General features: G+C 40.5%; 24 protein-coding genes and 1 other annotated feature. Of the genes, 6 read left to right on the top strand and 18 right to left on the bottom strand.

The genetic code is table 11. From position 1 onward, the window contains the following. Positions 1-167: 167 nt before the first annotated feature. Together spxA and AAEO50_RS15990 are read right to left on the bottom strand one after the other, a co-directional pair. The gene (gene spxA, locus AAEO50_RS15995) at positions 168-563 is read right to left on the bottom strand and encodes a transcriptional regulator SpxA (RefSeq protein ID WP_032089161.1); all 396 of its coding nucleotides are present in this window, start codon (positions 561-563) and stop codon (positions 168-170) included. A gap of 313 nt (positions 564-876) precedes the next feature. Continuing rightward, on the bottom strand, positions 877-1449 hold the full coding sequence (locus AAEO50_RS15990) for a GNAT family N-acetyltransferase (protein WP_341985299.1): 573 nt from the start codon (positions 1447-1449) through the stop codon (positions 877-879). Positions 1450-1521: 72 nt separating this feature from the next. On the opposite strand from AAEO50_RS15990, the gene AAEO50_RS15985 reads away from it, so the two are divergent. After that, positions 1522-1728 carry a hypothetical protein gene (locus AAEO50_RS15985; RefSeq protein ID WP_341985298.1) on the top strand — a complete coding sequence of 69 codons (207 nt, stop codon included), beginning with the start codon at positions 1522-1524 and terminating at the stop codon, positions 1726-1728. 301 nt (positions 1729-2029) lie between these two features. Here the strand turns inward: AAEO50_RS15985 and AAEO50_RS15980 are convergent, their stop codons facing one another. From AAEO50_RS15980 to AAEO50_RS15955, 6 genes are all read right to left on the bottom strand, one after another. Continuing rightward, on the bottom strand, positions 2030-3232 hold the full coding sequence (locus tag AAEO50_RS15980) for a putative glycoside hydrolase (protein ID WP_425383212.1): 1203 nt from the start codon (positions 3230-3232) through the stop codon (positions 2030-2032). 255 nt (positions 3233-3487) lie between these two features. Then, positions 3488-4423 carry an ABC transporter ATP-binding protein gene (locus AAEO50_RS15975; protein ID WP_341985297.1) on the bottom strand — a complete coding sequence of 312 codons (936 nt, stop codon included), beginning with the start codon at positions 4421-4423 and terminating at the stop codon, positions 3488-3490. Beyond that, positions 4423-5496 (bottom strand): ABC transporter ATP-binding protein, encoded by a 1074-nt coding sequence (locus AAEO50_RS15970; RefSeq protein ID WP_341985296.1) that lies wholly within the window; start codon positions 5494-5496, stop codon positions 4423-4425. The genes AAEO50_RS15975 and AAEO50_RS15970 overlap by 1 nt, the downstream gene beginning before the upstream one ends. Positions 5497-5517: 21 nt before the next feature. Next, on the bottom strand, positions 5518-6543 hold the full coding sequence (gene opp3C, locus AAEO50_RS15965; RefSeq protein WP_341985294.1) for an oligopeptide ABC transporter permease: 1026 nt from the start codon (positions 6541-6543) through the stop codon (positions 5518-5520). After that, on the bottom strand, positions 6543-7472 hold the full coding sequence (opp3b, locus tag AAEO50_RS15960; protein WP_341985293.1) for an oligopeptide ABC transporter permease: 930 nt from the start codon (positions 7470-7472) through the stop codon (positions 6543-6545). The genes opp3C and opp3b overlap by 1 nt, the downstream gene beginning before the upstream one ends. Positions 7473-7645: 173 nt before the next feature. Next, complete coding sequence (locus tag AAEO50_RS15955) at positions 7646-9307, bottom strand: peptide ABC transporter substrate-binding protein (protein ID WP_341985292.1); 1662 nt, start codon at positions 9305-9307, stop codon at positions 7646-7648. Between the two features lie 510 nt (positions 9308-9817). Between AAEO50_RS15955 and AAEO50_RS15950 the strand changes: the two genes are divergently transcribed. Together AAEO50_RS15950 and trpS are read left to right on the top strand one after the other, a co-directional pair. Beyond that, a complete protein-coding gene (locus AAEO50_RS15950) occupies positions 9818-10201 on the top strand; it encodes a DUF3899 domain-containing protein (RefSeq protein ID WP_341985291.1) in 384 nt (127 codons plus the stop codon). Between the two features lie 39 nt (positions 10202-10240). Next, positions 10241-10481 (top strand) — a binding site (T-box leader). A 48-nt stretch (positions 10482-10529) separates the two neighbouring features. Beyond that, positions 10530-11531: a tryptophan--tRNA ligase gene (trpS, locus tag AAEO50_RS15945; protein WP_341985289.1), complete on the top strand. Its 1002-nt coding sequence runs from the start codon at positions 10530-10532 to the stop codon at positions 11529-11531. 90 nt (positions 11532-11621) lie between these two features. Here the strand turns inward: trpS and AAEO50_RS15940 are convergent, their stop codons facing one another. From AAEO50_RS15940 to AAEO50_RS15905, 8 genes are all read right to left on the bottom strand, one after another. Beyond that, complete coding sequence (locus AAEO50_RS15940) at positions 11622-12371, bottom strand: YjbA family protein (protein ID WP_341985288.1); 750 nt, start codon at positions 12369-12371, stop codon at positions 11622-11624. A 386-nt stretch (positions 12372-12757) separates the two neighbouring features. Then, positions 12758-13561, bottom strand: a complete 804-nt coding sequence (locus AAEO50_RS15935; protein ID WP_341985287.1) for a DUF2268 domain-containing protein — start codon at positions 13559-13561, stop codon at positions 12758-12760. 120 nt (positions 13562-13681) lie between these two features. Further along, complete coding sequence (gene fabF, locus AAEO50_RS15930) at positions 13682-14923, bottom strand: beta-ketoacyl-ACP synthase II (protein WP_341985286.1); 1242 nt, start codon at positions 14921-14923, stop codon at positions 13682-13684. A gap of 41 nt (positions 14924-14964) precedes the next feature. Beyond that, positions 14965-15897, bottom strand: coding sequence for a beta-ketoacyl-ACP synthase III (locus AAEO50_RS15925; RefSeq protein ID WP_341985285.1), 933 nt, complete (start codon positions 15895-15897; stop codon positions 14965-14967). A gap of 203 nt (positions 15898-16100) precedes the next feature. After that, positions 16101-16289: a ComZ family protein gene (locus AAEO50_RS15920; RefSeq protein WP_341985284.1), complete on the bottom strand. Its 189-nt coding sequence runs from the start codon at positions 16287-16289 to the stop codon at positions 16101-16103. Beyond that, entirely contained in the window at positions 16289-17257 is a 969-nt protein-coding gene (locus tag AAEO50_RS15915; protein ID WP_341985283.1) for a BMP family ABC transporter substrate-binding protein, read from the bottom strand. The genes AAEO50_RS15920 and AAEO50_RS15915 overlap by 1 nt, the downstream gene beginning before the upstream one ends. 126 nt (positions 17258-17383) lie before the next feature. Then, positions 17384-18103: a hypothetical protein gene (locus tag AAEO50_RS15910; RefSeq protein WP_341985282.1), complete on the bottom strand. Its 720-nt coding sequence runs from the start codon at positions 18101-18103 to the stop codon at positions 17384-17386. A 21-nt stretch (positions 18104-18124) separates the two neighbouring features. Further along, positions 18125-18868, bottom strand: a complete 744-nt coding sequence (locus AAEO50_RS15905; protein ID WP_341985281.1) for a hydrolase — start codon at positions 18866-18868, stop codon at positions 18125-18127. Between the two features lie 245 nt (positions 18869-19113). Between AAEO50_RS15905 and AAEO50_RS15900 the strand changes: the two genes are divergently transcribed. Further along, on the top strand, positions 19114-19299 hold the full coding sequence (locus tag AAEO50_RS15900) for a YjzD family protein (protein WP_341985280.1): 186 nt from the start codon (positions 19114-19116) through the stop codon (positions 19297-19299). A gap of 303 nt (positions 19300-19602) precedes the next feature. On the opposite strand, the gene clpB is transcribed toward AAEO50_RS15900, so the two are convergent. Both clpB and AAEO50_RS15890 read right to left on the bottom strand, forming a co-directional pair. Beyond that, positions 19603-22200, bottom strand: coding sequence for an ATP-dependent chaperone ClpB (clpB, locus tag AAEO50_RS15895; protein ID WP_341985279.1), 2598 nt, complete (start codon positions 22198-22200; stop codon positions 19603-19605). Positions 22201-22325: 125 nt separating this feature from the next. Then, positions 22326-22505: a YjzC family protein gene (locus AAEO50_RS15890; protein ID WP_032089181.1), complete on the bottom strand. Its 180-nt coding sequence runs from the start codon at positions 22503-22505 to the stop codon at positions 22326-22328. A 197-nt stretch (positions 22506-22702) separates the two neighbouring features. On the opposite strand from AAEO50_RS15890, the gene AAEO50_RS15885 reads away from it, so the two are divergent. Continuing rightward, positions 22703-23512, top strand: a complete 810-nt coding sequence (locus AAEO50_RS15885) for an undecaprenyl-diphosphate phosphatase (RefSeq protein ID WP_425383211.1) — start codon at positions 22703-22705, stop codon at positions 23510-23512. Positions 23513-23680: 168 nt separating this feature from the next. Further along, positions 23681-23873 (top strand): transposase (locus AAEO50_RS21425; RefSeq protein ID WP_425383210.1); only part of this gene is annotated, 193 nt, incomplete at its 3' end.

The following is a 23873-nucleotide window of genomic DNA, read 5'->3' as shown; positions in this document are numbered from 1 at the left end:
TCAAAACAATATTGCTATATCACCTTGAATGAAATATCTGTTATTTCAGTATATATCAAAAAATAAAGAGACTAACCCGCAAGGAAACGAAACGTCCTTTAAGGGTTAGCCCCTTTTAATTGTATATTCCCGGCAAAGAGAAATGATGCAGAGACGTGAATGATTTATTAATTAACCATTCGTTGAGCTTCAAGAAGTTGGAATGTACGAACCTTCCTGGGAAGGAAGCGTCTGATTTCATCTTCATTGTATCCAACCTGCAAACGCTTTTCATCCAGGATGATCGGACGTCTAAGTAATCCAGGATTTTTTTGGATAAGCTCAAATAATTCTTGCAGCGGTAATGTTTCTAAATCAACATTAAGCTTTTGAAATGTCTTGGAGCGGGTAGAAATGATCTCATCCGTTCCATCCTCTGTCATGCGAAGGATTTCTTTGATTTCATCGATGCTTAAAGGTTCAGAGAACACGTTACGCTCTGTATATGGAATTTCATGCTCTTCTAACCAAGCTTTTGCCTTCCGACAAGATGTACAACTAGGTGAAGTGAATAATGTAACCACGTCATTCACACTCCCTTAAATATTTTATAGTAGTGAATTGTATATAGAGTATTAATATTTAAACGTTCGTTATTTAAAATAAGTTTAAATAAGAAATCTCTATTATGTATTATACATGAATTGCGAGACGTTGAACATACTTTTAATGAATTTGTCAAATTTCTTACACATTAGTTTAACATAAGCTATATAATCTGTTTATACTTCTTTAAATACCCGCTCAACTAACAGACTAAACATTATTGTAATGATTAAATATTTTCATTTAGAAAACCTTATTGCGAATCACAATAAGGTTTTCTCAGTTTATATCTTAAATACCTTTTAACACATCTTCATCCCGTTTTTCGTCCTTTTTCAAGACTTCATCAACCGGTTGATATGATGCGCCGTAAAACTTCTCATCTTTATAAGTGTGAATCAGTTCATACGTTTTCTTCATGGATTCAAAGATTAAGTCTTCCGCCTCTTCATTCGGTGCCCAATACAAAATTTCCATTTCGTTGATTTCATTGGTCGCCAGTGAGCGTCTTGCATATCCGATGCTGACCGCATGCTCGAAGCCCTCACGCTTGTAGAATTTCAATCGTTTTTCCGTGTCGGTGTCTTCGTAGTCAACAGGCTCTACTTCTAATATGATCGCTTTGTTCTTTTTTTTAAGCTTTTCAAGAAGCTTATGTCCCAGTCCCTGGCCACGTGCATCTTTTGAAACAAACAGATAATCAATAAATATAAAATCCTCAAGTTCAGCATACATCAATACGTGATACTGCCCTTCATCTTTATGGTAGATATCACTGCGTTCTTTAAGTAATGTTTCAAGGTGTTCTTTCGATTTCATTTCCTCAACAGGAAAATATTGATTTAACTTTTCATACCAGTGCATGGATCTACTCCTTTAAATGAATTTTCACTTGACTAACGAGATAAAATTATTTTTCTCATAATTGATTGGTTTATGTTAGTTGTTAGTCTTTTTAGTGGAAGTAATGTAAATACGGTTCTACAGGAAGTGACTCCTGTACAGGGGGGTAAGTGGTTAAAAGCGGTTAATGTTACCAATTTAATCATAACAATATCAAGAGAATTGTCAAATGTTATCCCCGTAGGTACTATTTCTATAGTAAAAACAAAAAAAAGCTTGGGACAAATTCATCAAAAATAAGAACGAACAATACAATTGAAGGCTCTCAATACCGCTAATGATTTCCGTGCAAGACTTCGCTTTCCGCGGGTAGCCCGTGAGCCTCCTCGGTCGTACCTCCCTGTGGGGTCTCACATTACCTACTCTTCCCGCAGGAGTCTTCGTCTTGCACTCCAATCAACCGCTAGAAAAAGCTAAAAACATAACGTACACTTGAACAAAACCAATAAAAAACCCGCCTTAATTGAATCCTAGAATTCAATTAAGGCGGGTTTTACTTAAACTTATACTAAAACACTTTTTTCCAGCCTCTTTTTTTCTATTAAGGCGTATAATCTACGCCCTCTGTGTAGGAGTTTCCTGCATCCCATAGCAGGAATTCATTGATTCCTTGATCGTTTAATGCTTTGATTTGAGCTTCGATTTCTGCTTTTCCGTATACTTTATAATTTCCGCTGCCTAACCAGGAAGCAGTGAAGTCTTGCAGCCACGGCCTTGAGATTGGAGGGTTCTTCAACTCGGCCAATTTCTTATTTTCCAATTTCGCATACTCTGTCACTAACTCATAAGGCTCAAGGTCCGGTTTGGAAATACCGAAGTATGGTGTCCAGTGACTTGGATAAATCATCGAGGAAATGACATCGACATGTTCAGAAATCTTTGAGAAGTTTTGACCGATACCAGGCGCCTCCGGCAGTGTCGCCGTATAACCGAAAATATCAACGGAGACTTTCACCCCGTACGGTTCCAACTGTTCATGAGCATATTCGACAAAGTCAGTCACAGCCTGTACACGTTTCTGAACATTGTCCTTACCTTTATCAGTATAGTCCCCAGTACTATACTCAAGTTCTTTATCCCTCTTTTCAAACCCTTCCGGGAATCGTACGTAATCAAATTGAATTTCCTGGAATCCCATCTTCGCAGCTTCGATTGCAATCCCGACATTATAATCCCATACTTCTTTAAGGAACGGATTTACGAAAGATTCTCCCCTGCCGTTCTTCCACACCTTGCCTCCATCTTTATAAGAAAGCTCAGGTTTTTTATTTGCGAGGACAGTATCTTTGAATACCACAATCCGGGCAATCGGATAAATTTGTTTTTCTTCCATTGTATTTAACAGCGATTTAGGGTCTTTTATATAAGGCTGACCCACTTCGGCATACGGCGAAGACGCGTCCGGTTCATATGTAACATATCCATGATCATCTTTAATATCAATGACCATCGCATTCAAGTCCGTTGAATCGATTAAGTCCGTCAATTTACTGAAGCGTTCACCACCGGCTGAGTGACCTGTGACATATACTCCCCTGATGGCATCCGGATAGTTGAATGAATAGCCTGAATCGTATACAAATCGAGGCGCAGAAGCCGGTACTTCCTTTTTGCTCAGAGAAAGATTCCTCTTTTCATGATTACTCTCTACTGGACTTCCTCCAGATTCGGCACTTACAGTTTGAATGGGCAATACACACATTGTGATTAAACATAGTGATGTCGCCAGCTTACTCCATTTCAAAATGAACCTCTCCCCTTTTAAAATAACTATCTACTAAAAATTGTAACACTTGTTACTATTTTAACAAGGAAATAACTTGAAAGAAAAGGGAATAAACACCTAAAATGTCCAGATTTCCGAGGAAATCAACCTGTATTAATAAGTTATGTAAAATTCATAAAAAAAGAAGATGTTTATACTCCCATATGGGTGGAAAAATATAATGGTTATCCGAAATTTAAAAAGCCCCCTCAAACAAGGGGGCTTTTTAAAGGATTAAGCTTTATATTGAGCCTGATATTGATTAAATTCTTTTTCAGAGCAATATACAAAATGTCCAGGAGCGACTTCACGCATTTCCAGATGATCTTCTTCCGTGTAATTATGAACGGCAGGATCGTATTCTTTTCTTCTGCGTGTACGCTCATACTCAGGGTCTGGCAGCGGAATAGCTGAAAGTAATGACTGTGTATAAGGGTGGAGCGGGTTTTTATACAATGCATCACTCGGTGCCAGCTCTACTAATTTACCATAATACATTACTCCGATACGGTCACTGATGTACTTAACCATTGAAAGATCATGGGCGATGAATAAATACGTAAGCCCTTTTTCTTTTTGAAGCTGCTGCATCAGGTTGACGACCTGAGCTTGAATCGATACATCAAGTGCCGAGATTGGCTCATCGGCGATAATGAAGTCAGGATCCACAGCCAGTGCACGAGCAATACCGATACGCTGTCTCTGACCGCCTGAGAATTCATGTGGATATCTGCCAGCATGTTCTTTGTTCAGCCCGACAGTTTCAAGCAGTTCATGAACTTTTCTACGACGTTCTTCTTTAGAAGAAGCCAGCCCATGAATATCAATACCTTCTGCAATGATGTCTTCAACCTTCATACGAGGGTTCAACGATGCATAAGGATCTTGGAAAATCATCTGCATTTTACGATTGAACTTCTTTAATTGGGAACGGTTTTTTTTGCCATGGACATCATCCCCATTAAATAATACCTGCCCATCAGTTGCGTCATATAAGCGGATGATTGTACGACCTGTAGTCGATTTTCCACAACCGGATTCTCCTACCAATCCAAGTGTTTCACCTTTGTAAATATCAAACGATATATCATCAACCGCTTTGACCATATTTGGCTTTCCAGGGTTGAAATATTGTTTAAGATTTTTGATTTCAAGTAATTTTTCTGCCATTATGAACGAACCTCCTCAACAAGTACCGGCTCAGCGTAGTTTGACGGCATTTTTCTATGTCTCAATTTAACCGCTTCAGGAGGCTCTACTTGTGGAGCACTTGGATGCATCAACCATGATTTTACGAAATGAGTATCAGAGACCCTATAATACGGCGGCTCTTGCTCAAAATCGATTTTCATTGCATATTCACTTCTTAGTGCGAAAGCATCTCCCTTAGGAGGATTCAGCAAATCTGGAGGCGTTCCAGGGATGGCTACCAATTCCTGCTCCCCTTCAGTATCGGTAGTCGGCATCGATCCGATCAGTCCCCATGTATACGGGTGGCGCGGGTCATAGAATATTTCATCTACCGTTCCGGACTCAACGATCTGACCTCCATACATAACTGCAACACGATCAGCTACGTTCGCTACCACACCAAGATCATGCGTGATGAAGATGATGGATGTTTCGATCTTCGTTTGTAAATCTTTCATCAATTCAAGGATTTGCGCTTGAATGGTAACGTCAAGTGCCGTTGTCGGTTCATCTGCAATCAGAATCTTCGGATTGCATGCTAATGCAATGGCAATTACAACACGCTGACGCTGTCCACCTGAGAATTGGTGCGGGTATTGCTTAAAGCGAGTTTCAGGGCTAGGAAGACCCACAAGCTTTAATAACTCGATAGCTCGTTTTCTCGCATCGTTCTTACTCATGTTCTGGTGCTTAACAAGCGGTTCCATGATCTGTTTACCGATCGTCATCGTCGGGTTTAACGAAGTCATCGGATCTTGGAAAATCATCGACATATCTTTCCCTCGAATTTTTTCCATTTGCTTTTCAGGAAGTTTTGCAAGGTCTCTCCCTTCAAACATGATGCTTCCGTCTTTAATAAAGCCGGGAGGATTCGGTATCAGTCTCATAAGTGCCTTAGTCGTTACTGATTTACCGGAACCTGATTCTCCCACTATTGCAAGGGTTTCACCTTTATCTAAATGAAAATCTACACCGCGGACAGCTTTAACTTCTCCTCCATGCGTATTGAAGGAGACGTGTAAATTATTCACTTCCAGTATTCTTTTTGACATATTAATCTAATCTCCCTTCCATTACTTACGCATTTTCGGATCCAAAGCATCGCGGAGTCCGTCAGCCATCAGGTTAAAACTTAAAATGACTAATGAAATTACTGCAGAAGGCACTAACATCATATGTGGATACGACTGAATCGATCTGTACCCGTCATTTACCAAGGATCCCAATGATGCTCTTGGAGGTGCAATCCCTAATCCGATAAAGCTTAAGAATGCTTCTGTATAAATCGCTGCAGGTACTGTGAACATTGTTGTAATAATGACAGGTCCCATAACGTTTGGAAGCAGGTGTTTGAAAATCAATCTGTTGCTGCTCGCCCCTAAAGTACGGGAAGCAAGGACGAATTCCTGATTCTTTAATTGAAGGACCTGACCACGAACGATCCGGGCCATGCCGGTCCACCCGGTTATTACCATCGCCATGGTAATCGAGAATATCCCAGGCTCAAAAATCAGGATGAAGAGAATGACGACAATCAAGTTTGGTATACCTACAAGAATCTCAATGATACGCTGCATGACATCATCGACTTTACCGCCATAGTAAGCAGAGATACCGCCGTAAGAGATACCGATGATGAAATCAATGATCGCTGCCAAAATACCGATATAAAGGGAAACTCTGGTCCCTGTCCAGGTTCTGGTCCATAAATCTCTTCCCAAATCATCTGTACCGAACCAGTAGTTGACTTCTACACCTCTGGCTTCGTACATATCAAATCCATCTTTATCTTTTCCGTCGAACGGAAGCCAGCTGATTCCTGAAAGCGCTTCAATTTTAGGAGGCAGCTTAGCATGTCTGATTTCCTGATCTTTAAAACTATGTTCATTCATTCCTGGCCCAAATAAGGCAAAGAATATTATGATTGCCGTGATGATCATCCCGACAATTGTACCTTTACTCTTACGCAATCTGATCCAGGCGTCTTGCCAAAAATTCAAACTCGGTCTTTCGATTCTTTCAGCTTCACTTTCGCTAGCTTTATGATGCTGGAAGAGATCTGGACTAAGCTGATCTAATTTTCTTTTGTTTGATTCCATTATTTCTTCCCTCCAGCCAAACGAATACGTGGGTCAATAATCCCGTATAGGATATCAACCAAGAAGATTACCCCAATGAATAAAGCACTAAAAAATAATGTAATACCCATTATGACTGTATAGTCATTCATATTAATTGAAAGTACGAACTGCTCACCCAGTCCAGGAACTGCAAAGATACGTTCAACAACTAATGATCCAGTCATTACGGCTACAGTCATCGGTCCTAAAATTGTTACGATCGGGATCATTGCGTTCCGTACTGCGTGTTTTACTACAGTTCCGACTTTTGAAATCCCTTTCGCTTTTGCAAGTAAAATATAATCAGAGTTTAATATCTCTAGCATTTCAGTACGCATGAAACGCGCAATCGTTGCCACTACACCTACAGTAAGCGCCAGCGTTGGAAGAATCGTGTGCTTATATTCTCCCCAAAGAGCAACCGGCAGCCATTCGAGCTTTACGCCAATATAATACTGCATTAATGCCGCGAATACGAAAGACGGGATGGATATCCCTAAAACAGCGACTATTGTTGAACCATAATCCAGCCATGTGTTATGTCTGATAGCTGCAATGATCCCTACTAATAATCCTAAAAACGTTCCTAATACCATAGCTTGGAATCCTAGAAGTGCGGAAGGTCCAATACGGTCTCCAATGATTTGTGTAACCGGGCGGTTATCGTATTGGAATGATAAACCTAAATCACCTTGAGCAAGTCCAGTCATATAGTTTACATACTGTACTGGCAGCGGGTCATTCAGACCGTATTTATCCAAAATGATTTGTTGTTGTTCCGGAGACAGCCTTTCTTGATTTTGTAGTGGAGATCCAGGCAGGAGCTTCATCAGAAAGAAAGTAGCGGTAGCAATGATAAGCAAAGTGATGATCATATAAACGAGTCTTTGAATTGTATATTTGACCATTCTTTAGCCCCCCTTTTTTGTCTATTTTTTCATTACATAGATAATTATATAGATATCCGACAAATTTTCAATCTATTTTTACTTTTTAGACTTTTTTCGACATTCAGTGGAAAAGGAGAGCGTATGCTCATGCATACACTCTCCCTTTTAAGGTTTGTTCATTGAGCTATGATTTACTCAACAGAAGCCCACTTGTAAGAATTATCCGCACCGAATGAATGGCGAAGGATACCTTTAACGTATGGACGCTCTAGGTAAGAACTACCTCTTTGGTACATTGGGCTGATCGCTTGATCTTCGAATAGAATCTTTTCTGCGTCGATCATTGCTTGCCAACGAGCTTCTAAATCATCAGCTAGTTCACCCTTAGCTTGCTCAACTAACTTGTCATACTCTGGGTTAGAGTAAGCCATTTGGTTATGAGCTCCATCTGTAACGAACATGTCAATGAATGTCATCGGATCTGGATAGTCAGGACCCCATCCAGCGAATGCGAAGTCATAGTCACCCTTAGATTCTAATTCAAGCTTTTGCTTGAACGGTTGTGCTTTGATAGAAACAGTTAGACCTTCAAGGTTTGTTTCCAATTGTTCTTTAATGAATTCTCCGACTTTCCCAGAGCTTTCAGAGTCATAGTTTAATAGTTCGATTTCGAACGTATCTTTACCTAACTCTTCTTTCGCTTTAGCCCAGTGTTCTTTAGCTTTTTCAGTATCGTAACTGCCGAAATCGCCAACAGTTTCACGGTACTCAGCTCCGTCTGGACCTGAAACGAAATCTTTTGGTACTAGGTAGTAAGCAGGCATTGAACCGTTGTTCATAAGAACCTCAACCATACCTTTTTTATCATAAGCAGCATCGATTGCTTTACGAGCGTGTACGTTAGCCATTAATTCGTTCTTTTGATTTAAACGAAGGAAGTAAACAGCAGTATCCGCTAGAGTTTTGAAGTTTGGATCATCTTTGTACTTATCAACGAATTCAGCAGAAAGACCAGTTACATCTGCCTTTTCAGTTTCATAAAGGTTAACTGCAGTTGCAGTGTCTTTAACGATGTTGAAGTTAACTTCTTTTAACTTGACAGTTTCTGCATCCCAGTAACCATCATTTTTAGTTAATTTGAAGCTTTGTTCGTGCTTCCACTCAGAAAGTGTGAATGGACCATTATAAAGTGCTTTATCAGCTTCAAGACCATATTGTTCGCCTTGTTCTTCAACGAATTTTTGGTTTTGAGGATAGAAAGTTGCGAAAGAAAGTAATGCATTGAAGTATGGTACTTGACCTTCAAGGTTTACTTCTAATGTTTTATCATCAACCGCTTTAACACCTAATTCTTCAACTGGAACTTCACCAGCATTAACTTTAGCAGCGTTTTTGATATCGTACATGATGTACGCATACTCTGCACCAGTATCAGGATTTAAAGCTTTTTGCCAAGCGTAAACGAAGTCGTTAGCAGTAACGGGATCTCCGTTTGACCATTTAGCATCACGCAGTTTGAATGTGTAAGTAAGACCATCTTCACTTACTTGCGGCTCTTCAGCAGCCATTCCCAGAACTGCTTCGTCGTTCTCACCTAAACGGTAAAGACCTTCGAATACGTTGTTCATTACGTTGAATGAAACAGAGTCAGTTGCCAGTGTAGAGTCCATTGATGGGATCTCAGAACCCTCGATCAAGTTAAGTACTTGCTCTTTACCTTCAGCAGGCTTATCGCCGCCGTTGTCACCTGATTTTCCTTCGTCCCCTCCAGCACTGTCTCCGCCGCCGCAAGCAGCTAAGAAAGTACTAAGAGCCAGAAGAAGAACCAGCAAGAATGAAAACTTTTTCTTCATCTTGAAATTGACCTCCTCGTAAATCTCATATTTATTTATCTTCTAATTTTCAGAAGATTTGTTACTTATTATACATGATAGAGAAATTTTTGCAATATTAATTTAACAGTTTTTTTGCAAAATTATCAGTTTAATAGGTCATATGACGTTAAAACATTGATATAACAAGGTTTGAGTGTCCATTTATAGTGTGTTTGTCCTATTACAATTGTTACAATAAACCACTTACATATTTCTCGACTAACCTTTCATAGATAATGATAAATAATAGATTGTACTTTTCTTCTATTATATTTATATTTTTTTTTGTATCTTTATTAAATCTGTTCATTCTAATGAGCTTTTTATTGAATGGAAATATTTCTAATAATTCCAATAGTGTACGCGTATTATAGATGATTGTTTGTTTGGGTAACACAATGACGTAAGGTGTGTATATATATGAAATTCAATTGAAATACAACGCCTGCTTCATGTATACTTTCTATAAAAAAGGAATAAAGGAGTATTATGAAACGTACATTATCTATTTATTTGATTGCGGTTATGATTTTGATCATCTTCCTGGTCTCTTCACTTTCCCAGGGTGATCCTTTCATTCTTTCCTTACTTAACGGCTTATTCGTCACAGGGATGATTTATCTGATCTGCGGTGCTTTCATGTATATCTTTCAGAAGGGTTTCTTTAATGGTATCGTTTATGCTTTAAAGAGATTCAGAAAAAGTACCACACAGGGAAAGTTCCTTTCTCAGTTCGATGACATTGATTCAACTAGGGAAGCTCATGAAGAATACACTGTGGTCCGATCATATAAGATCACCCGGTCCCTGCTTATTATAGGAGGTACCCTTCTTGTCATTTCTTTGGCTCTATCTTATCTTCTCTATACTTGAATTAAGATTGTCAATTCAATATAATAGTTATGATGATAAGTATCGGCGCTGATGGAGAGTAGTACCTATAAAGTGATTTCTAGAGAGCTTGTGGCTGGTGTAAACAAGTATTCATTTTTTAGGGAATGGACTTCTGAGCTTTATTTGTGAAATGTACCAGTAGCGAATAACGGATTTACCTCACGTTACAGAGGTCCCATGCGATATGTATGGACTAAGCTGACTCAGTTTTTTGAGTACTTAGGGTGGCACCGCGGATATAATCCCATTCGTCCCTATATTAAAAGGATGAATGGGTTTTTTATTTTGTGTAAATATAGGAGGAAAAGTGATGAAGACAATATTTAGCGGAATTCAGCCAAGCGGTACGATCACACTTGGCAATTATATCGGGGCTATGAAACAGTTTACAGAATTGCAAAATGAGTATAACTGTTACTTCTGTGTCGTCGATCAGCATGCGATTACAGTACAGCAGGATAAGATGGAGTTGCGTAAAAATATAAAGAGCTTGGCCGCGCTTTATATCGCTTGCGGAATCGACCCGGAAAAATCAACACTATTCATTCAGTCAGAAGTTCCTGCACATGCACAGGCAGGATGGATCCTGCAGTGTGTAACCTATATCGGCGAGCTTGAGCGAATGACACAGTTCAAGGATAAATCCCATGGTAAGGAAGCTGTATCAGCAGGTCTCTTGACTTACCCGCCATTAATGGCAGCCGACATCCTGCTGTATGGAACTGACTTAGTACCTGTCGGCGAAGATCAAAAACAGCATTTGGAATTAACCCGTAATCTGGCAGAACGCTTTAATAACAAATACAATGACATCTTCACCGTTCCTGAAGTCAGGATTCCTAAAGTCGGTGCACGCGTCATGTCCCTTCAGGATCCTTTAAAGAAAATGAGTAAATCTGATGCAAATCAGAAAGCGTTTATCACATTGCTTGATGATCCTAAACAAATCGAGAAGAAAATCAAAAGTGCTGTGACGGATTCAGACGGTATTGTTAAATACGACAAAGAAAACAAACCTGGCGTCGCTAATTTATTGTCCATCTATTCCATCCTAGAGGATATATCAATAGTAGAACTTGAACAAAAATATGAAGGAAAAGGCTATGGAGAATTTAAAGGGGACTTGGCTCAAGTTGTCATTAACGCCATCAAACCTATTCAGGACCGCTATAATGAACTGATTAACTCAGATGAATTGGATGACATTCTCGACCGGGGTGCTGAAAAAGCCAATCGAGCAGCGCGCAAGATGCTGATGAAAATGGAAAAGGCCATGGGACTGGGTCGTAAAGAGAGAAAAAGAAAATAAATGTACAAGGAACTCCTGGTGCCAAGCGGCTCCGGGAGTTTTTTCTCCATAAAAAAACCTCAAGTCCTTTTTAGACTTAAGGTAATGTGCTTAATTCACTTTAGGCCGGTTTTCCACTTCCCATAGTTTTTCGAAAAACGGCTGGCCTTTAATCAGATTTTCGCATAGGGAGAGATGTTTATTTGACCATCCATATTTCGTTTCTTCATACAGCATATTCCAGACATCTTCAAAATCCATATCCTGAATGACCCGATACTGTTCAGGAGCCCATTCCGTATACCAATAACGGATCTCGGCCGTGTTTTTCGAGCCGTGAAGCTGATCCAGCGCCATGAATAACAACTGTTTCAATTGTCTTTCCTTCCTTGTCAATCCGTTCATCATATAGGGACTGGGGGAAAGAATGTGGTAGGCGTTCTCCCGTTTAAGATCATGCTCAATCGAATAAAGAGTCGCTTCGTGACCTTCCACCATTTCAAATACAAGCTGTTCCTGCCTTGGAATGAGCCTGCTTTTTCGAATAGGTACGGTATAACCAATAGTATCGACTGCCATAATGCCTGTCCCATCTGTAATAATAAAGCAATAGTCCATCTGGATACGTTCGTGATTCTTTCTTAAGTATGCTTTTTGGTATACATCATTCAGCAATTGCTGAGGTAATTCTGATAAATCATTCTCGATGTAGTGAAAAAGGGAGTTATCCACTTTCATTAAAGGAACTTGATCTAATAACTCAATGACATCTTCTTTTCTCCATTCGTGAAAATGACACACATTGTAGCCATTTTCTTCGCCTTCGAACCAATTTACCCATACATCATGAAGATATAACATGATTGACCCCTCGCTTTGCTTCAATCTTATTTGTCAATCAGTATAGGCAGTTAAGAGTAAAAATATTCCTGATTCGTCATTTTTATAGATAGTTGTTATTTTTCCTTCGAGGTAAATAGATCGTTAAGGTAATGATGAGAATGCCGACAAGAAAGAGATAACATTCCACTCGTGTACATACAAATAAGAGATACTCCATAATGGTCATTCCTGTTGTAAGAAGGTTTAAATAAATGATTAGACTTACCCCTCCCGAAACAGCAAGTCCAAAACCAATAAATAATATGAACATACGAAACACCATGCCTTCCGCCTCTACCCTCTTTTTGCTTGTCCTTTTATATTAGTCTATGTGCAACAGAGGGATATATGACGAAAACGGGTGTTTACCTATTGCTATTCAGCGGCCGCATCAGTTTGTTTTCCGGAATGAAGAAGGTGGAGGGTTTCCCGATGAACAAATTCGTGATCTTTTTCTTATCTTTAAGAGCTTTCTTGACCAGATAATAACCTGCAGCATAGCCTAGCATCTTCGGGTAATTTTTTTGACCAAGAAGTAAATGATCATGCAGGGGATTCACTCTTGTAATGTCAAGGTTTGGCTGAATCCATTTTTCATAGTAATATGAGAGCTTGTTATCTTCATAAGCTGTCGTCCACGATGCCACGTACTCTTCTCCACAGTACTCCCGTACAGCATGTTCAGCCAGACCCTCAAAAATGATGGAATCCATCAAAGTATAGTCTTCATCTTTCTTTTTCAACCGGGCCATCCTTACACAATGGTGATACTCATGGACGAATAATGATTCATATTCTTTTAAATCCTCCTGTTTATTCAAAAACAAATAGATTTCATCTTTGAAGCAAACGCCTGATTTTTTCATTGAAGATTGAAACAATCCTCTTTTTCCCTGTACCGGAAGCAAATATACAGGAACATCCGGACCGTTCCATTTATTTTTATATGTTTTTTCAAATTTCATAAATAAATCCCACAGTTTATTTTCCTTCATGGACTCATAAATTTTTTTAGCATTATGTGCAGGCCGGTACATTCCATGCTTCATGAGGTAACGGTACAGGGATTCGACGTCTGATTTTCCCTGTTTTGTTTTCTTTAATATAGCTAAAGGATCATCCAGCGACTGAGCCAGCCAGTCATCGGTAGGAGCGATTGTCACATTCATCCCTCTTTTTCTCTTTTTTAAATATATATGTAGGAAAAGAGAAATTAGTAACCGCAGCGTCATCCGGGCAATAAAGAAAAAACGTGCGGAGAATTCATCCGCACGCTTCTTCAATACTTTTTAGTTTGTATATTTCTTAAACACAAGTGTGGCATTATGGCCGCCAAAGCCCAGCGAGTTACTCATTGCAACATTGACGTCTTGTTTTCTTGCTTCATTCGCTACATAATCAAGGTCGCAATCCGGATCTGGAGTATCAAGGTTAATGGTCGGAGGAAGGACACTGTCTTTCATTGCCAATACGGTGAAGATGGCTTCCACTCCTCCAGCTGCTCCCAATAGATGCCCGGTCATGGATTTAGTCGAGCTCATGGCCAGTTTGTAGGCATGCTCCCCGAACACTTCCTTGACTGCCATTGTTTCGTATTTATCATTATATGGAGTACTCGTACCGTGAGCGTTGATATAATCAAGTTCCTCAGGGGTTACTCCACCATCTTCAAGTGCCATTTTCATCGCTCTTGCCCCGCCTTCTCCGGCTGGTGCAGGAGCTGTGATATGATAAGCATCTCCTGTGCTTCCGTATCCCACCACTTCAGCATAGATGGTCGCTCCGCGCTTTAAAGCATGTTCAAGCTCTTCCAATACGACTACCCCTGCTCCTTCTCCCATTACAAACCCGTCACGATTTGCATCGAATGGACGTGAAGCTTTCTCAGGATCTGTATTAGTTGAGAGTGCAGTATTGGCACAGAACCCGGCAACGGACATTTTCGTGATTGGTGCTTCTGCCCCCCCTGAAATCATGACATCGGCATCTCCGCGTTGAATGACTTTGAACGCATCACCTATAGAATTAGTACCAGTGGCACAAGCAGTCACCGTACAGGAATTCACACCTTTGGCACCCAGCATGATGGAAACTTGTCCCGTTGCCATATCCGGAATGATCATCGGTACGAAGAATGGACTCACACGGCGGTAACCGCGTTTTTGGAATGTTTCATATTGATTTTCAAATGTCTCCATCCCACCGATACCTGAGCCGATCCACACCCCGACCCGGTGAGCATTTTCATCGCTGATTTCCAAATTAGAGTCTTTTACTGCCATCATTGAAGCTGCCACCGCATAGTGAGTGAAGCGGTCCATCTTCCTTGCTTCTTTACGTTCAACATATTCTTCAATATCAAAATCCTTTAACTCCGCTGCCACCTTCGCCGGGTAATCATCAGCATTCAGCCTTGTCAACGGCCCGATTCCGGTTTTCCCTTCAAGGATGCCTTTCCAGGTTGATTCTACATTATTCCCTAATGGTGTAACGGCTCCCAGTCCAGTTACAACTACACGTTTATTGTTCATATTGTCCATCTCCTTTTAACAAGTTATAGAAGAATACATTCTTATTTACCCCAGCGCATTACAATCGCGCCCCATGTAAGGCCGCCGCCGAATCCTACCATGACCACGACATCATCTTCCTTAACTCTTCCATCCTGTAAATCTTCGACAAGTGAAACAGGAATGGAGGCTGCTGATGTATTGCCATATTTATTAACCGTTTTGGACATCTTTTCTACAGGCAGCTCTAATCGCTGTCTGGCAGCTTCCATAATACGGATATTTGCCTGATGGGGAATGAGGAAGTCCACATCTTCTTTCTTCAAACCTGCTTTTTCGATTACATTTACGCTCGATTCACCCATTTGGCGAACTGCAAACTTGAATACTTCCCTGCCGTTCATCACAATGTTTTCTTCTTGATACAAATGTTTTGCTCCAGAACCATCCGCTCCCAATTCAAAGGCAAGAATTCCTTTTCCATCCGGTACAGGTCCGAGGACAGCAGCACCTGCGGCATCACCGAATAATACAGCTGTATTTCGGTCGTCCCAATCAGTAATCCTCGAGAGTTTTTCCACCCCGACAATGAGCACATTTTTATAAACACCATTATCAATGAATTGCTTTCCGGTAATCATACCATACATAAATCCTGCACAGGCCGCACTGATATCCATGGCCGCTGCTTTTTTTGCTCCCAGTCTATCTTGGAGCAAGCAGGCCACCGATGGAAAAGGCTGATCCGGTGTAACCGTAGCAACTAGTATCAAATCAAGATCCTCGGCTGAAATTTCGGCGTCTGATATTGCTTTCTTTGCGGCCTCATAAGCCATATCAGAAGTGTTTACATCCTCCCCGGCCACACGTCTTTCTTCAATCCCGGTCCTTGTACGAATCCATTCATCAGAAGTATCGACCATTTTTTCTAGATCAGCATTTGTTAAAACTTTCTCAGGAAGGTAACGCCCAATTCCGATTATTCCTGCATTCATACTGGCATCCCCTGCTTTCTTTAAATTTCGCTCTTCCTATACTATAAGTTTATTATCAATTATTATGACTTGGTACTAATTTTAACGAAATTCCTTTAGTTGTGCAATGTTTTTGTGATCTCAATAATCTTTACTTGCGTCCATATTTGTACAATCCTTTAAAATAAAAAAGACTGCTCAGTAATGAACAGTCTTTTTTACTATTAGTCGTTATGTATGGCATCTTTCCTGCCTAATTCATATGCTTCTCCCATGACCTGAGTGAAAAGGGTCATAAAAGGCTGGAGCATTTCAGGAGATAATTCAATTCCCGCTTCATCTAGTGTCTGCTTTGCTTGTGGTAAATACTTCATTGCGATTTGCATAAATTCCATCGATTTGTCTTGATTCATTACTTTGCTTCCTTCCCGTTTGGTAATTTACCTGTTTCGATATAATGTTTTACATGCTGATTAATCGTGGTTTGGAAATCCTCAGGGACTAACGGACTGAATTTCCCCATCGATATAACCCCGTCCTTAAAGTCGAACTCGAGGTTCCCTGAAGGCAGCTCGCCTTTGGAAAACTTATCCGCCACCACTTCATATAGCTTGTCTGCATGCTGAACAGTGCTGGTGAGAACAGTAGACTCACCTAAATCCGATTGATCAGACACATACCCGATCGCGAATAATCCCCGCTCTTTAAGTTCTTCGATTACACCTACATTATAGCCATCTCCAGCAGGATACACAACATCCGTATCTTTACTTACTAATGATGCCAATCGTTTCAGAGCCTTTGGTTTGTCGTTCCAATCTCTTGTGTATTCTACGAATATCTCAATATCTTTATTCTGATACTTTGCACCATCTACAAACCCCTTCACTTCAGGCTGCCAATCAAATGCAGCAATTACCCCAATTTTATCCGTTTTCGTATGACGGGCTGCTATCATGCCACCGAAAAACCCCATTGAATAACCTTTAAACTTCAAACTGGTCGTGTTCTTCTCGGAAGCATCCCCGTTAAAACTTACAAAATGGAATTCTGGATATTTTTCAGCTAAATGATTAAATACCTCTGAATATTCACTTCCATGACCAAATACCAAGTTAACATCGTCTTTTTTATATTCCTTAATTGCCTGTTCTATTGATGTATCATTGATCATGCTCTCTTTATAAAATACGTCTACATCGTGATTTGATTGTATTTTTAATAATCCTTTGTACCCTTTCGTTCCCCAGACACCATCATTTACTGTTTCAGGGACGAGCAAACCCACATTTTCTAATTCACCGGATGCATTTCCATTCATACATCCGCTTATTCCCAGTGCTAAAAACGCCAAAATGAGAAAGTGCAGTTTCTTTTTCATGTGCAGCAACTCCTTTAAAGCTCATGCAGCGCCGATAAAAAGAATCAATAGAAAAATATTACATCAATATGTCTATTTTACCTTCATCGGTATTCATATTAAAGAGAAATTTTTCTTATTCTATTTTCACAATGCGTTCATTCTTTCTTTCTGTTCATTCAGAATGGATTCGTGTGATTTAGAAGGATGGACAGTGATTGAATCGCCTTTAAGCCTTCCTGCTTGCATAGATGGTGTGATTGTTTCATCGGTTATATAGGAAAGGGCTTCTTTCCAGCTGTTATCTGAGAGGGGTTTCAAGGAGTATGTTCCATGCTTCCCTGAATGTTTAATGATACATTTTGCTGCATCCTTTACATAGATGGCACCACTTGGGTCATCAGCATAATGAAGTTCCTCATCCTCCCTTCCCTGCAGTACCTGAGAAAATAAGAAATGTGAAGGTTGATGCACCCCATAAAGTGTTGGGAGATAAAAAGTGGCCACTGCAGTTTTACGGGATTTAATTTCCCTGGTTCTTTCAGTAAGATTGGAGAATATTTGAACGATCTCCGGAAAATCTTCGTTATTTTCATAAATATGGTCGATCAAAGAAATGCATTCGAGCTTGTTCCCTTTGTATTGGTCATAATAAGGGAGAAACAGTCTGCATTCAGCCGGCAGTTCACGATTCCATGCGTGTGAAGGAACGTATTGAATGTTTGCGTTTCTCCCTATTTCCATCCATTTATCCTTTGGTTCTTCATCGTCATCAACGGCCGTGACAGTCCATCCTCTTTCCAGCAGTGCACTACAGAGTTCAAACCCCAAAAATTGCTGGGCAGCCATCACAATTGCGTGATTCAAATCACTCACTCCTAATCAAAACTATAATTCTTTCTCGTGTAAAGAAAAGTAAGAGGCAAATTTCAATCCAAGTGAATATCTTTTTTCAGGCAGTACATAAAAGAGCTCGGTTGAAAATCCTTTCTCTAAACGATGTTTATATATATCTTTTATGAGAGGGAATTGATTTTTATAACGATTAACGTTATATGATTGAACAATATAAAGCGGAATGGGGATGTCCTTAAACACCTCATAATCCTTATCAGACTGCAAGGAAGCCGGGTCAAAATCTTCTTTCTTTACTCCTCGCGATTGAGCTAATTCTTTCACCAGCTTTTTATAAAAAAACTTTTGTTCCTTCTCCTGCTGAATAAGTTCATATAGAGAGAGACAGGGTGTGAGCATTACGACTCCCCGTATATTGTTTTCCATTCTGGAATAGAGTTCTTTGAACACGAGTGCACCCATACCTTCTGCCAAAATATGAACCTTGGCGTTGATGATCTCTGTTCGTTTTACATATTGATAGAGCCTGCCGGCTAACTCTACTGCCTGACCACTACCCCAATTGGCGCCATATAGATTGCTATAGAAAACAATGTAGCCTTTTGCCGTTAGATCTTTAATCCACTTCTTCCTGGCTTCGTGCTGGTCCCAAAAACTGTTTTTTTCATCTACATACTGGTGATGATCACCAAGAATCATTACAGCAAACCCATTTGGTCTTTCAGGATAATGAATCATGCACCACTCTTGATCTAATTGAAACAATCGCTGATTCATATAAATTCTCCTTTTACATGGTGAGTCATTACAGTTTATGTATAGGAAAATTTTTTGAAAGGAAATTTGCCTATTAAATGAAAAAATGTGAACAAGTCATTTGCTGCTGCAAAGCGAATGATAAGGGTTACACTTTCACATATTCGTCATTTATTATTTATTATGGGTATGGTATGATAAAAATGATTGAAAATGGTTGAAACCCATCTACATATGGATGAATATAGAGGAATGAGGTGACTGGCGTGAGATTTTTCTGGACATTTTTCTGGGCATTTGTTTTAACAGAAATGTTAACTTACGTGGTAAGTTCAATGAATGGATCAGCTTTTCATTTTGAAACAGGATTTATTCTTTCAATCGGTGTGACGATTTTACTTTTTGTCATTACGACGATTATTCCGAACGACCCTGTAGAAGATCATCATTAAAAAGCAGCCTGTCACAGGCTGCTTTTTATTTTACCTTTTATATACCGCTGTTGATTTCCATGGAAGACTTCGCTTTCCGCGGGTGACCCTTGAGCCTCCTCGGCTGCGCCTGCGGGGTCTCACATGTCTAGCTGCAGGGCTTAGAGGCACATGTCATAAGTCAAACCGTCCAAGAAGGCAAATAGCGCCTTCTAGGTCGGTTCGCCTTATGCCAACCGCCTCTGAGCAAAGCCCTTCCGCTTTTCGAATTGGCCACTTCTCCCGCAGGAGTCTTCATCTTCCACTCCAATCAACAGCTAGTTACTAAATAACCGTAAAATTCAGCCCTTCATTACCTGTATCAATCAGCACTTCTTTATTTGTTCCGATGTTGCCTGCAATCAGTTCTCTTGCAAGCTTTGTTTCGATTTCCCTTTGGAGGTATCTCTTTAGAGGACGTGCTCCGTATACTGGATCGTATGCGGCTTCTGCTATAAATTCTTTTGCTTTTTCAGTCATGCTTATTAAGATCTGCTGTTCTTCTACACGGGACTGCAATTCTGTAAGAAGCTTTTCAATAATCCCTTTGACATTTTCGATACTGAGCGGTTTGAAAAGGATGATGTCATCAACACGATTCAGAAATTCAGGTCTGAACGAACCCCTCAACTGCTTCATGACCAGCTCTTTCGTATCCTCATCAATTTCTTCCGCCCCTTTATTTCTATCCAATAAATAGGATGATCCAATATTGGAAGTCATGATTATGACTGTATTTTTGCAATCAACCGTTCTTCCTTGTGAATCGGTGATGCGTCCGTCATCAAGCATTTGCAGTAATATATTGAACACTTCAGGATGAGCTTTCTCGATTTCATCCAGCAGAATCACGGAATAAGGTTTCCTCCTGATGGCTTCTGTCAGCTGACCGCCTTCCTCATAGCCTACATAACCCGGGGGTGCCCCGACAAGTCTTGAGACCGCATGTTTTTCCATATATTCGGACATATCGATCCTTATCATCTGTTCTTCACTGTCAAATAATGTATGAGCAAGTGTTTTGGCAAGCTCTGTCTTTCCCACTCCGGTAGGACCAAGGAATATAAAAGAGCCGATTGGGCGGTTCGGGTCTTTGATCCCGGCCCTTGCACGGATCACTGCATCGCTGACAAGTTCGACTGCTTCATCTTGCCCGATGACACGTTCATGGAGGATTGTTTCGAGCTTCAATAGTTTTTCCCTTTCTCCTTCAACCAGCTTTGTTATAGGGATTCCGGTCCATCTGGCTACAATGTTTGCAACTTCTTCTTCCGTCACTTCTTCTCTGACAAGCCTTCCCTCTTGTTCCTTCAACATTTCCTGTTCAAGTTCCTGAAGTTCCTTTTCCATTGCAGGAATCCTGCCGTGTCTCAGTTCTGCTGCTTTATTTAAATCATAGTCGCTTTCCGCTTCTTCAAGCTGGCGTCTCAGCTTTTCAAGCTCCTCCCTTTTTTCCTGGACGACCCCTATGCTCTCTTTCTCTTTTAGCCATTTAAGCTTCATCGTATCAGCTTTTTCTTTTAAATTACTCAAATCTTCCTTGATACGGTTCAACCGTTCCATACTTTGTTCATCTTTTTCTTTCGTGAGGGCCGCTTCCTCAATTTCGAGCTGCATCACTTTACGTGTAACTTCATCCAATTCAGAAGGCATCGAGTCAATTTCCGTCCGAATCATTGCGCATGCCTCATCGATCAGGTCAATCGCTTTATCGGGTAAGAAACGATCTGAAATATACCGGTCGGACAGCCTTGCCGCTGCAACGATTGCGCGGTCATGGATATTGACTCCGTGGTGGATTTCAAATCGTTCTTTCAATCCCCTTAGAATGGAGACGGTATCTTCCACGTCAGGCTCCTGTACCATCACTTGTTGAAAGCGGCGTTCCAATGCCGGGTCTTTTTCAATATATTTACGGTATTCATTCAGTGTAGTGGCTCCAATACAGTGAAGTTCACCTCTCGCAAGCATCGGTTTGAGTATGTTACCGGCATCCATCGCACCTTCTGTTTTTCCCGCTCCGACAATCGTGTGCAGTTCATCAATAAAGAGAAGGATCTTCCCTTCACTTTTTTTCACTTCTGCAAGGACAGCTTTTAATCTTTCTTCAAATTCCCCACGGAACTTTGCACCTGCCACGAGTGAACTCATATCGAGTTCAAATATGGTTTTATCCTTCAGCCCTTCCGGAACATCTTTTCTTACAATTCGCTGGGCCAGACCTTCCACGATTGCTGTTTTGCCCACGCCAGGTTCACCGATCAGCACAGGATTATTCTTTGTTTTTCTCGAAAGGATGCGGATGACATGGCGGATTTCACTGTCCCTGCCTATAACAGGATCAAGTTTGCCGGACTTAACTTCCGCTACAAGATCCCTGCCATACTTTTCAAGCGCCTCATATGTAACTTCAGGATTTTGTGTGTTCACCTTTTTTCCTCCTCTAATGGATGTAATGATCGTTGTCAGCTGTTCTTTAGTAATTCCTTTATTCTTCAAATATTTAGTCACGGGATGTCCCGTTTGCTCAAATAATGCAAGAACTAAATGTTCGATTGATAAGTAATCATCCCCCCATTGTCTTTGAAGCTTTTCTCCCTCTTGGAACAGGCGGTTAACATCATTGGATATATATTGTCCATACTGTACCCCGGAACCCTCTACCGCAGGAAGATCCTTTAGCTTTTGGTGAAGAAAATCATGAAGATCAGACGTGTCTATCCGAGCTTTTTCATAGATGGAAGGAAGAAGACCGTCCCGGTTCTCAATAAAAACGTTCCATAGGTGCAATGTTCGAATATCCGTATGCCTATGATCTTTCGCAAGTCGTCCTGCTGCAGCCAGCCCTTCTTGAATGCTCTGTGTCATAGAATCAAAATTCATACCTTCATCACCTCTTTTTGACCTTTATTGACCTTTCTTCTATTATATAACCTTTTCACGATAATTAAAAAGAAAAAGAACAAGGAATCACCTAAAAGCGGTATTCCTTGTTCTTGAAAAACCTCCTAAGGTTTTCTCATGTATGTCCAGTGGCGGTTATGGTTGGAATTCTCAGGAAACCGATCTCCCGCTTTCATTTTCAACTTTTGAGGATTGTTTACATTGCTTCCGGTTTCACCAATCTCAATATAGATCCCATTATTCGGAGCTTTTTCTCCGCCCCTGAAATGTCTTGGTTGTCCCATTGTGATACCTCCTCTATTTGAAGCCATGGCTTCTTCTTTATTTTCTTCTTCATGTCGAGGTTCATGCATGCCAGATGAAGGTATCTTCTTGATAATTAGATTACGGTTTGGTTAACATTCGGAAAAAGTCTTTACAGTCTGTCACTATTTGGTGTTAAATAAAAAAATGTGGAGAAATTATGCTTGGAGGATATGTAATGGATTTTTATGTGATATTGAAATATTTATTTTTAGGGATTTTCCAGGGTTTCACTGAGCCAATTCCCATTTCGTCGAGCGGCCATCTTGTTTTAGCTCAGTACTTCCTGGGAATTGAAGAACCTGGATTGACCTTCGAAATATTAGTGAATACAGCTTCTCTATTTGCAGTATTATTAGTGTATCGAGAAGATATTTGGCGTTTGATCGTCAATGGATTAGGCTACTTTAAAGAAAAAACACCAGAAAACAAACGCGATTTTCATTTTATTGTGTATCTTATCATCGGAACGATTCCAGCCGGGGTAATCGGGGTATTATTCGGAGATGTAATCGAAGAGCACCTTTCTTCCGTTGTAACGATTGGGATCACTCTCATCATTACCGGTACGGCATTATGGCTTATCCGTAATCTTAGGGGAAGAAAAAACGATGGAGATCTGAACGTCAAGGATGCCTTGATCATCGGTCTCGCTCAAGCAGTCGCACTGATTCCAGGGATCAGCCGTTCAGGTGCAACAATCGTTGCTGCCATGGCCCGCGGAATGAAGGCAGAAACAGCTTTGCGCTATTCCTTCCTTTTATATATCCCCGTAAGTTTCGGGGTTATGCTGCTCGGTATCAAAGATTTGATTGAAACTCCGCCAGCTGCATCCATGACAATGCCTTATATATTGGCATTTTTCGGTTCATTGGTTGCTTCTTACTTCTCATTGAAATGGTTCATGAATATTATGGCCAAGGGGAATTTAAAATATTTCGCTTTCTATTGCTTAATCGTAGGAATATTGGTTGTTATATTTATTTGATCTGATATTAAAAATGCCCCTTTTCAATTGAAAAAGGGCATTTTTAAGTCTGTGAAATACCGCAGTTGATTTCCATGCAAGACTTCGCTTTCCGCGGGTGACCTGTGAGCCTCCTCGGTCGTACCTGTGCTGCACCCCTATTGTTGGACACCTAACCAACAATAGGAGGTGCCCGCACCAAGGGCTAAGTTTTCCCAAGAATTTAAGCTTCAAGTTGCCAAGCGTTACCTTAATGAATTAGTCAGTTATCGAGATCTAGCGAATCGAGTAGGTGTTCATGATTCCATTCTCCGTTACTGGGTGATGTTAGTTCGTCACCACGGGGATCAAGCTTTTACCTTTCCCTATACAAACTATCCTT

This window comes from Rossellomorea oryzaecorticis (assembly GCF_038405515.1).
Taxonomy (GTDB): Bacteria; Bacillota; Bacilli; order Bacillales; family Bacillaceae_B; genus Rossellomorea; species Rossellomorea oryzaecorticis_A.
Note: the sequence above shows the minus strand (reverse complement) of the source record. Positions and strands in the feature narration are given on the sequence as shown.

What these genes read in the sequence shown, in the direction of transcription:
- AAEO50_RS15885 (WP_425383211.1), top strand. Translation starts at nt 22,703, where the DNA reads ATGGATTTTTATGTGATATTGAAATATTTATTTTTAGGGATTTTCCAG.
- AAEO50_RS15985 (WP_341985298.1), top strand. Translation starts at nt 1,522, where the DNA reads ATGTTAGTTGTTAGTCTTTTTAGTGGAAGTAATGTAAATACGGTTCTA.
- AAEO50_RS15925 (WP_341985285.1), bottom strand. Translation starts at nt 15,897, where the DNA reads ATGAATGCAGGAATAATCGGAATTGGGCGTTACCTTCCTGAGAAAGTT.
- AAEO50_RS15940 (WP_341985288.1), bottom strand. Translation starts at nt 12,371, where the DNA reads ATGTTATATCTTCATGATGTATGGGTAAATTGGTTCGAAGGCGAAGAA.
- AAEO50_RS15955 (WP_341985292.1), bottom strand. Translation starts at nt 9,307, where the DNA reads ATGAAGAAAAAGTTTTCATTCTTGCTGGTTCTTCTTCTGGCTCTTAGT.
- AAEO50_RS15970 (WP_341985296.1), bottom strand. Translation starts at nt 5,496, where the DNA reads ATGTCAAAAAGAATACTGGAAGTGAATAATTTACACGTCTCCTTCAAT.
- AAEO50_RS15890 (WP_032089181.1), bottom strand. Translation starts at nt 22,505, where the DNA reads ATGGGACAACCAAGACATTTCAGGGGCGGAGAAAAAGCTCCGAATAAT.
- AAEO50_RS15915 (WP_341985283.1), bottom strand. Translation starts at nt 17,257, where the DNA reads ATGAAAAAGAAACTGCACTTTCTCATTTTGGCGTTTTTAGCACTGGGA.
- AAEO50_RS15950 (WP_341985291.1), top strand. Translation starts at nt 9,818, where the DNA reads ATGAAACGTACATTATCTATTTATTTGATTGCGGTTATGATTTTGATC.
- AAEO50_RS15905 (WP_341985281.1), bottom strand. Translation starts at nt 18,868, where the DNA reads ATGAATCAGCGATTGTTTCAATTAGATCAAGAGTGGTGCATGATTCAT.
- AAEO50_RS15975 (WP_341985297.1), bottom strand. Translation starts at nt 4,423, where the DNA reads ATGGCAGAAAAATTACTTGAAATCAAAAATCTTAAACAATATTTCAAC.
- clpB (WP_341985279.1), bottom strand. Translation starts at nt 22,200, where the DNA reads ATGAATTTTGATTCTATGACACAGAGCATTCAAGAAGGGCTGGCTGCA.
- opp3b (WP_341985293.1), bottom strand. Translation starts at nt 7,472, where the DNA reads ATGGTCAAATATACAATTCAAAGACTCGTTTATATGATCATCACTTTG.
- AAEO50_RS15990 (WP_341985299.1), bottom strand. Translation starts at nt 1,449, where the DNA reads ATGCACTGGTATGAAAAGTTAAATCAATATTTTCCTGTTGAGGAAATG.
- fabF (WP_341985286.1), bottom strand. Translation starts at nt 14,923, where the DNA reads ATGAACAATAAACGTGTAGTTGTAACTGGACTGGGAGCCGTTACACCA.
- AAEO50_RS15935 (WP_341985287.1), bottom strand. Translation starts at nt 13,561, where the DNA reads ATGAATGTGACAATCGCTCCTACCGATGACTGGCTGGCTCAGTCGCTG.
- AAEO50_RS15920 (WP_341985284.1), bottom strand. Translation starts at nt 16,289, where the DNA reads ATGAATCAAGACAAATCGATGGAATTTATGCAAATCGCAATGAAGTAT.
- opp3C (WP_341985294.1), bottom strand. Translation starts at nt 6,543, where the DNA reads ATGGAATCAAACAAAAGAAAATTAGATCAGCTTAGTCCAGATCTCTTC.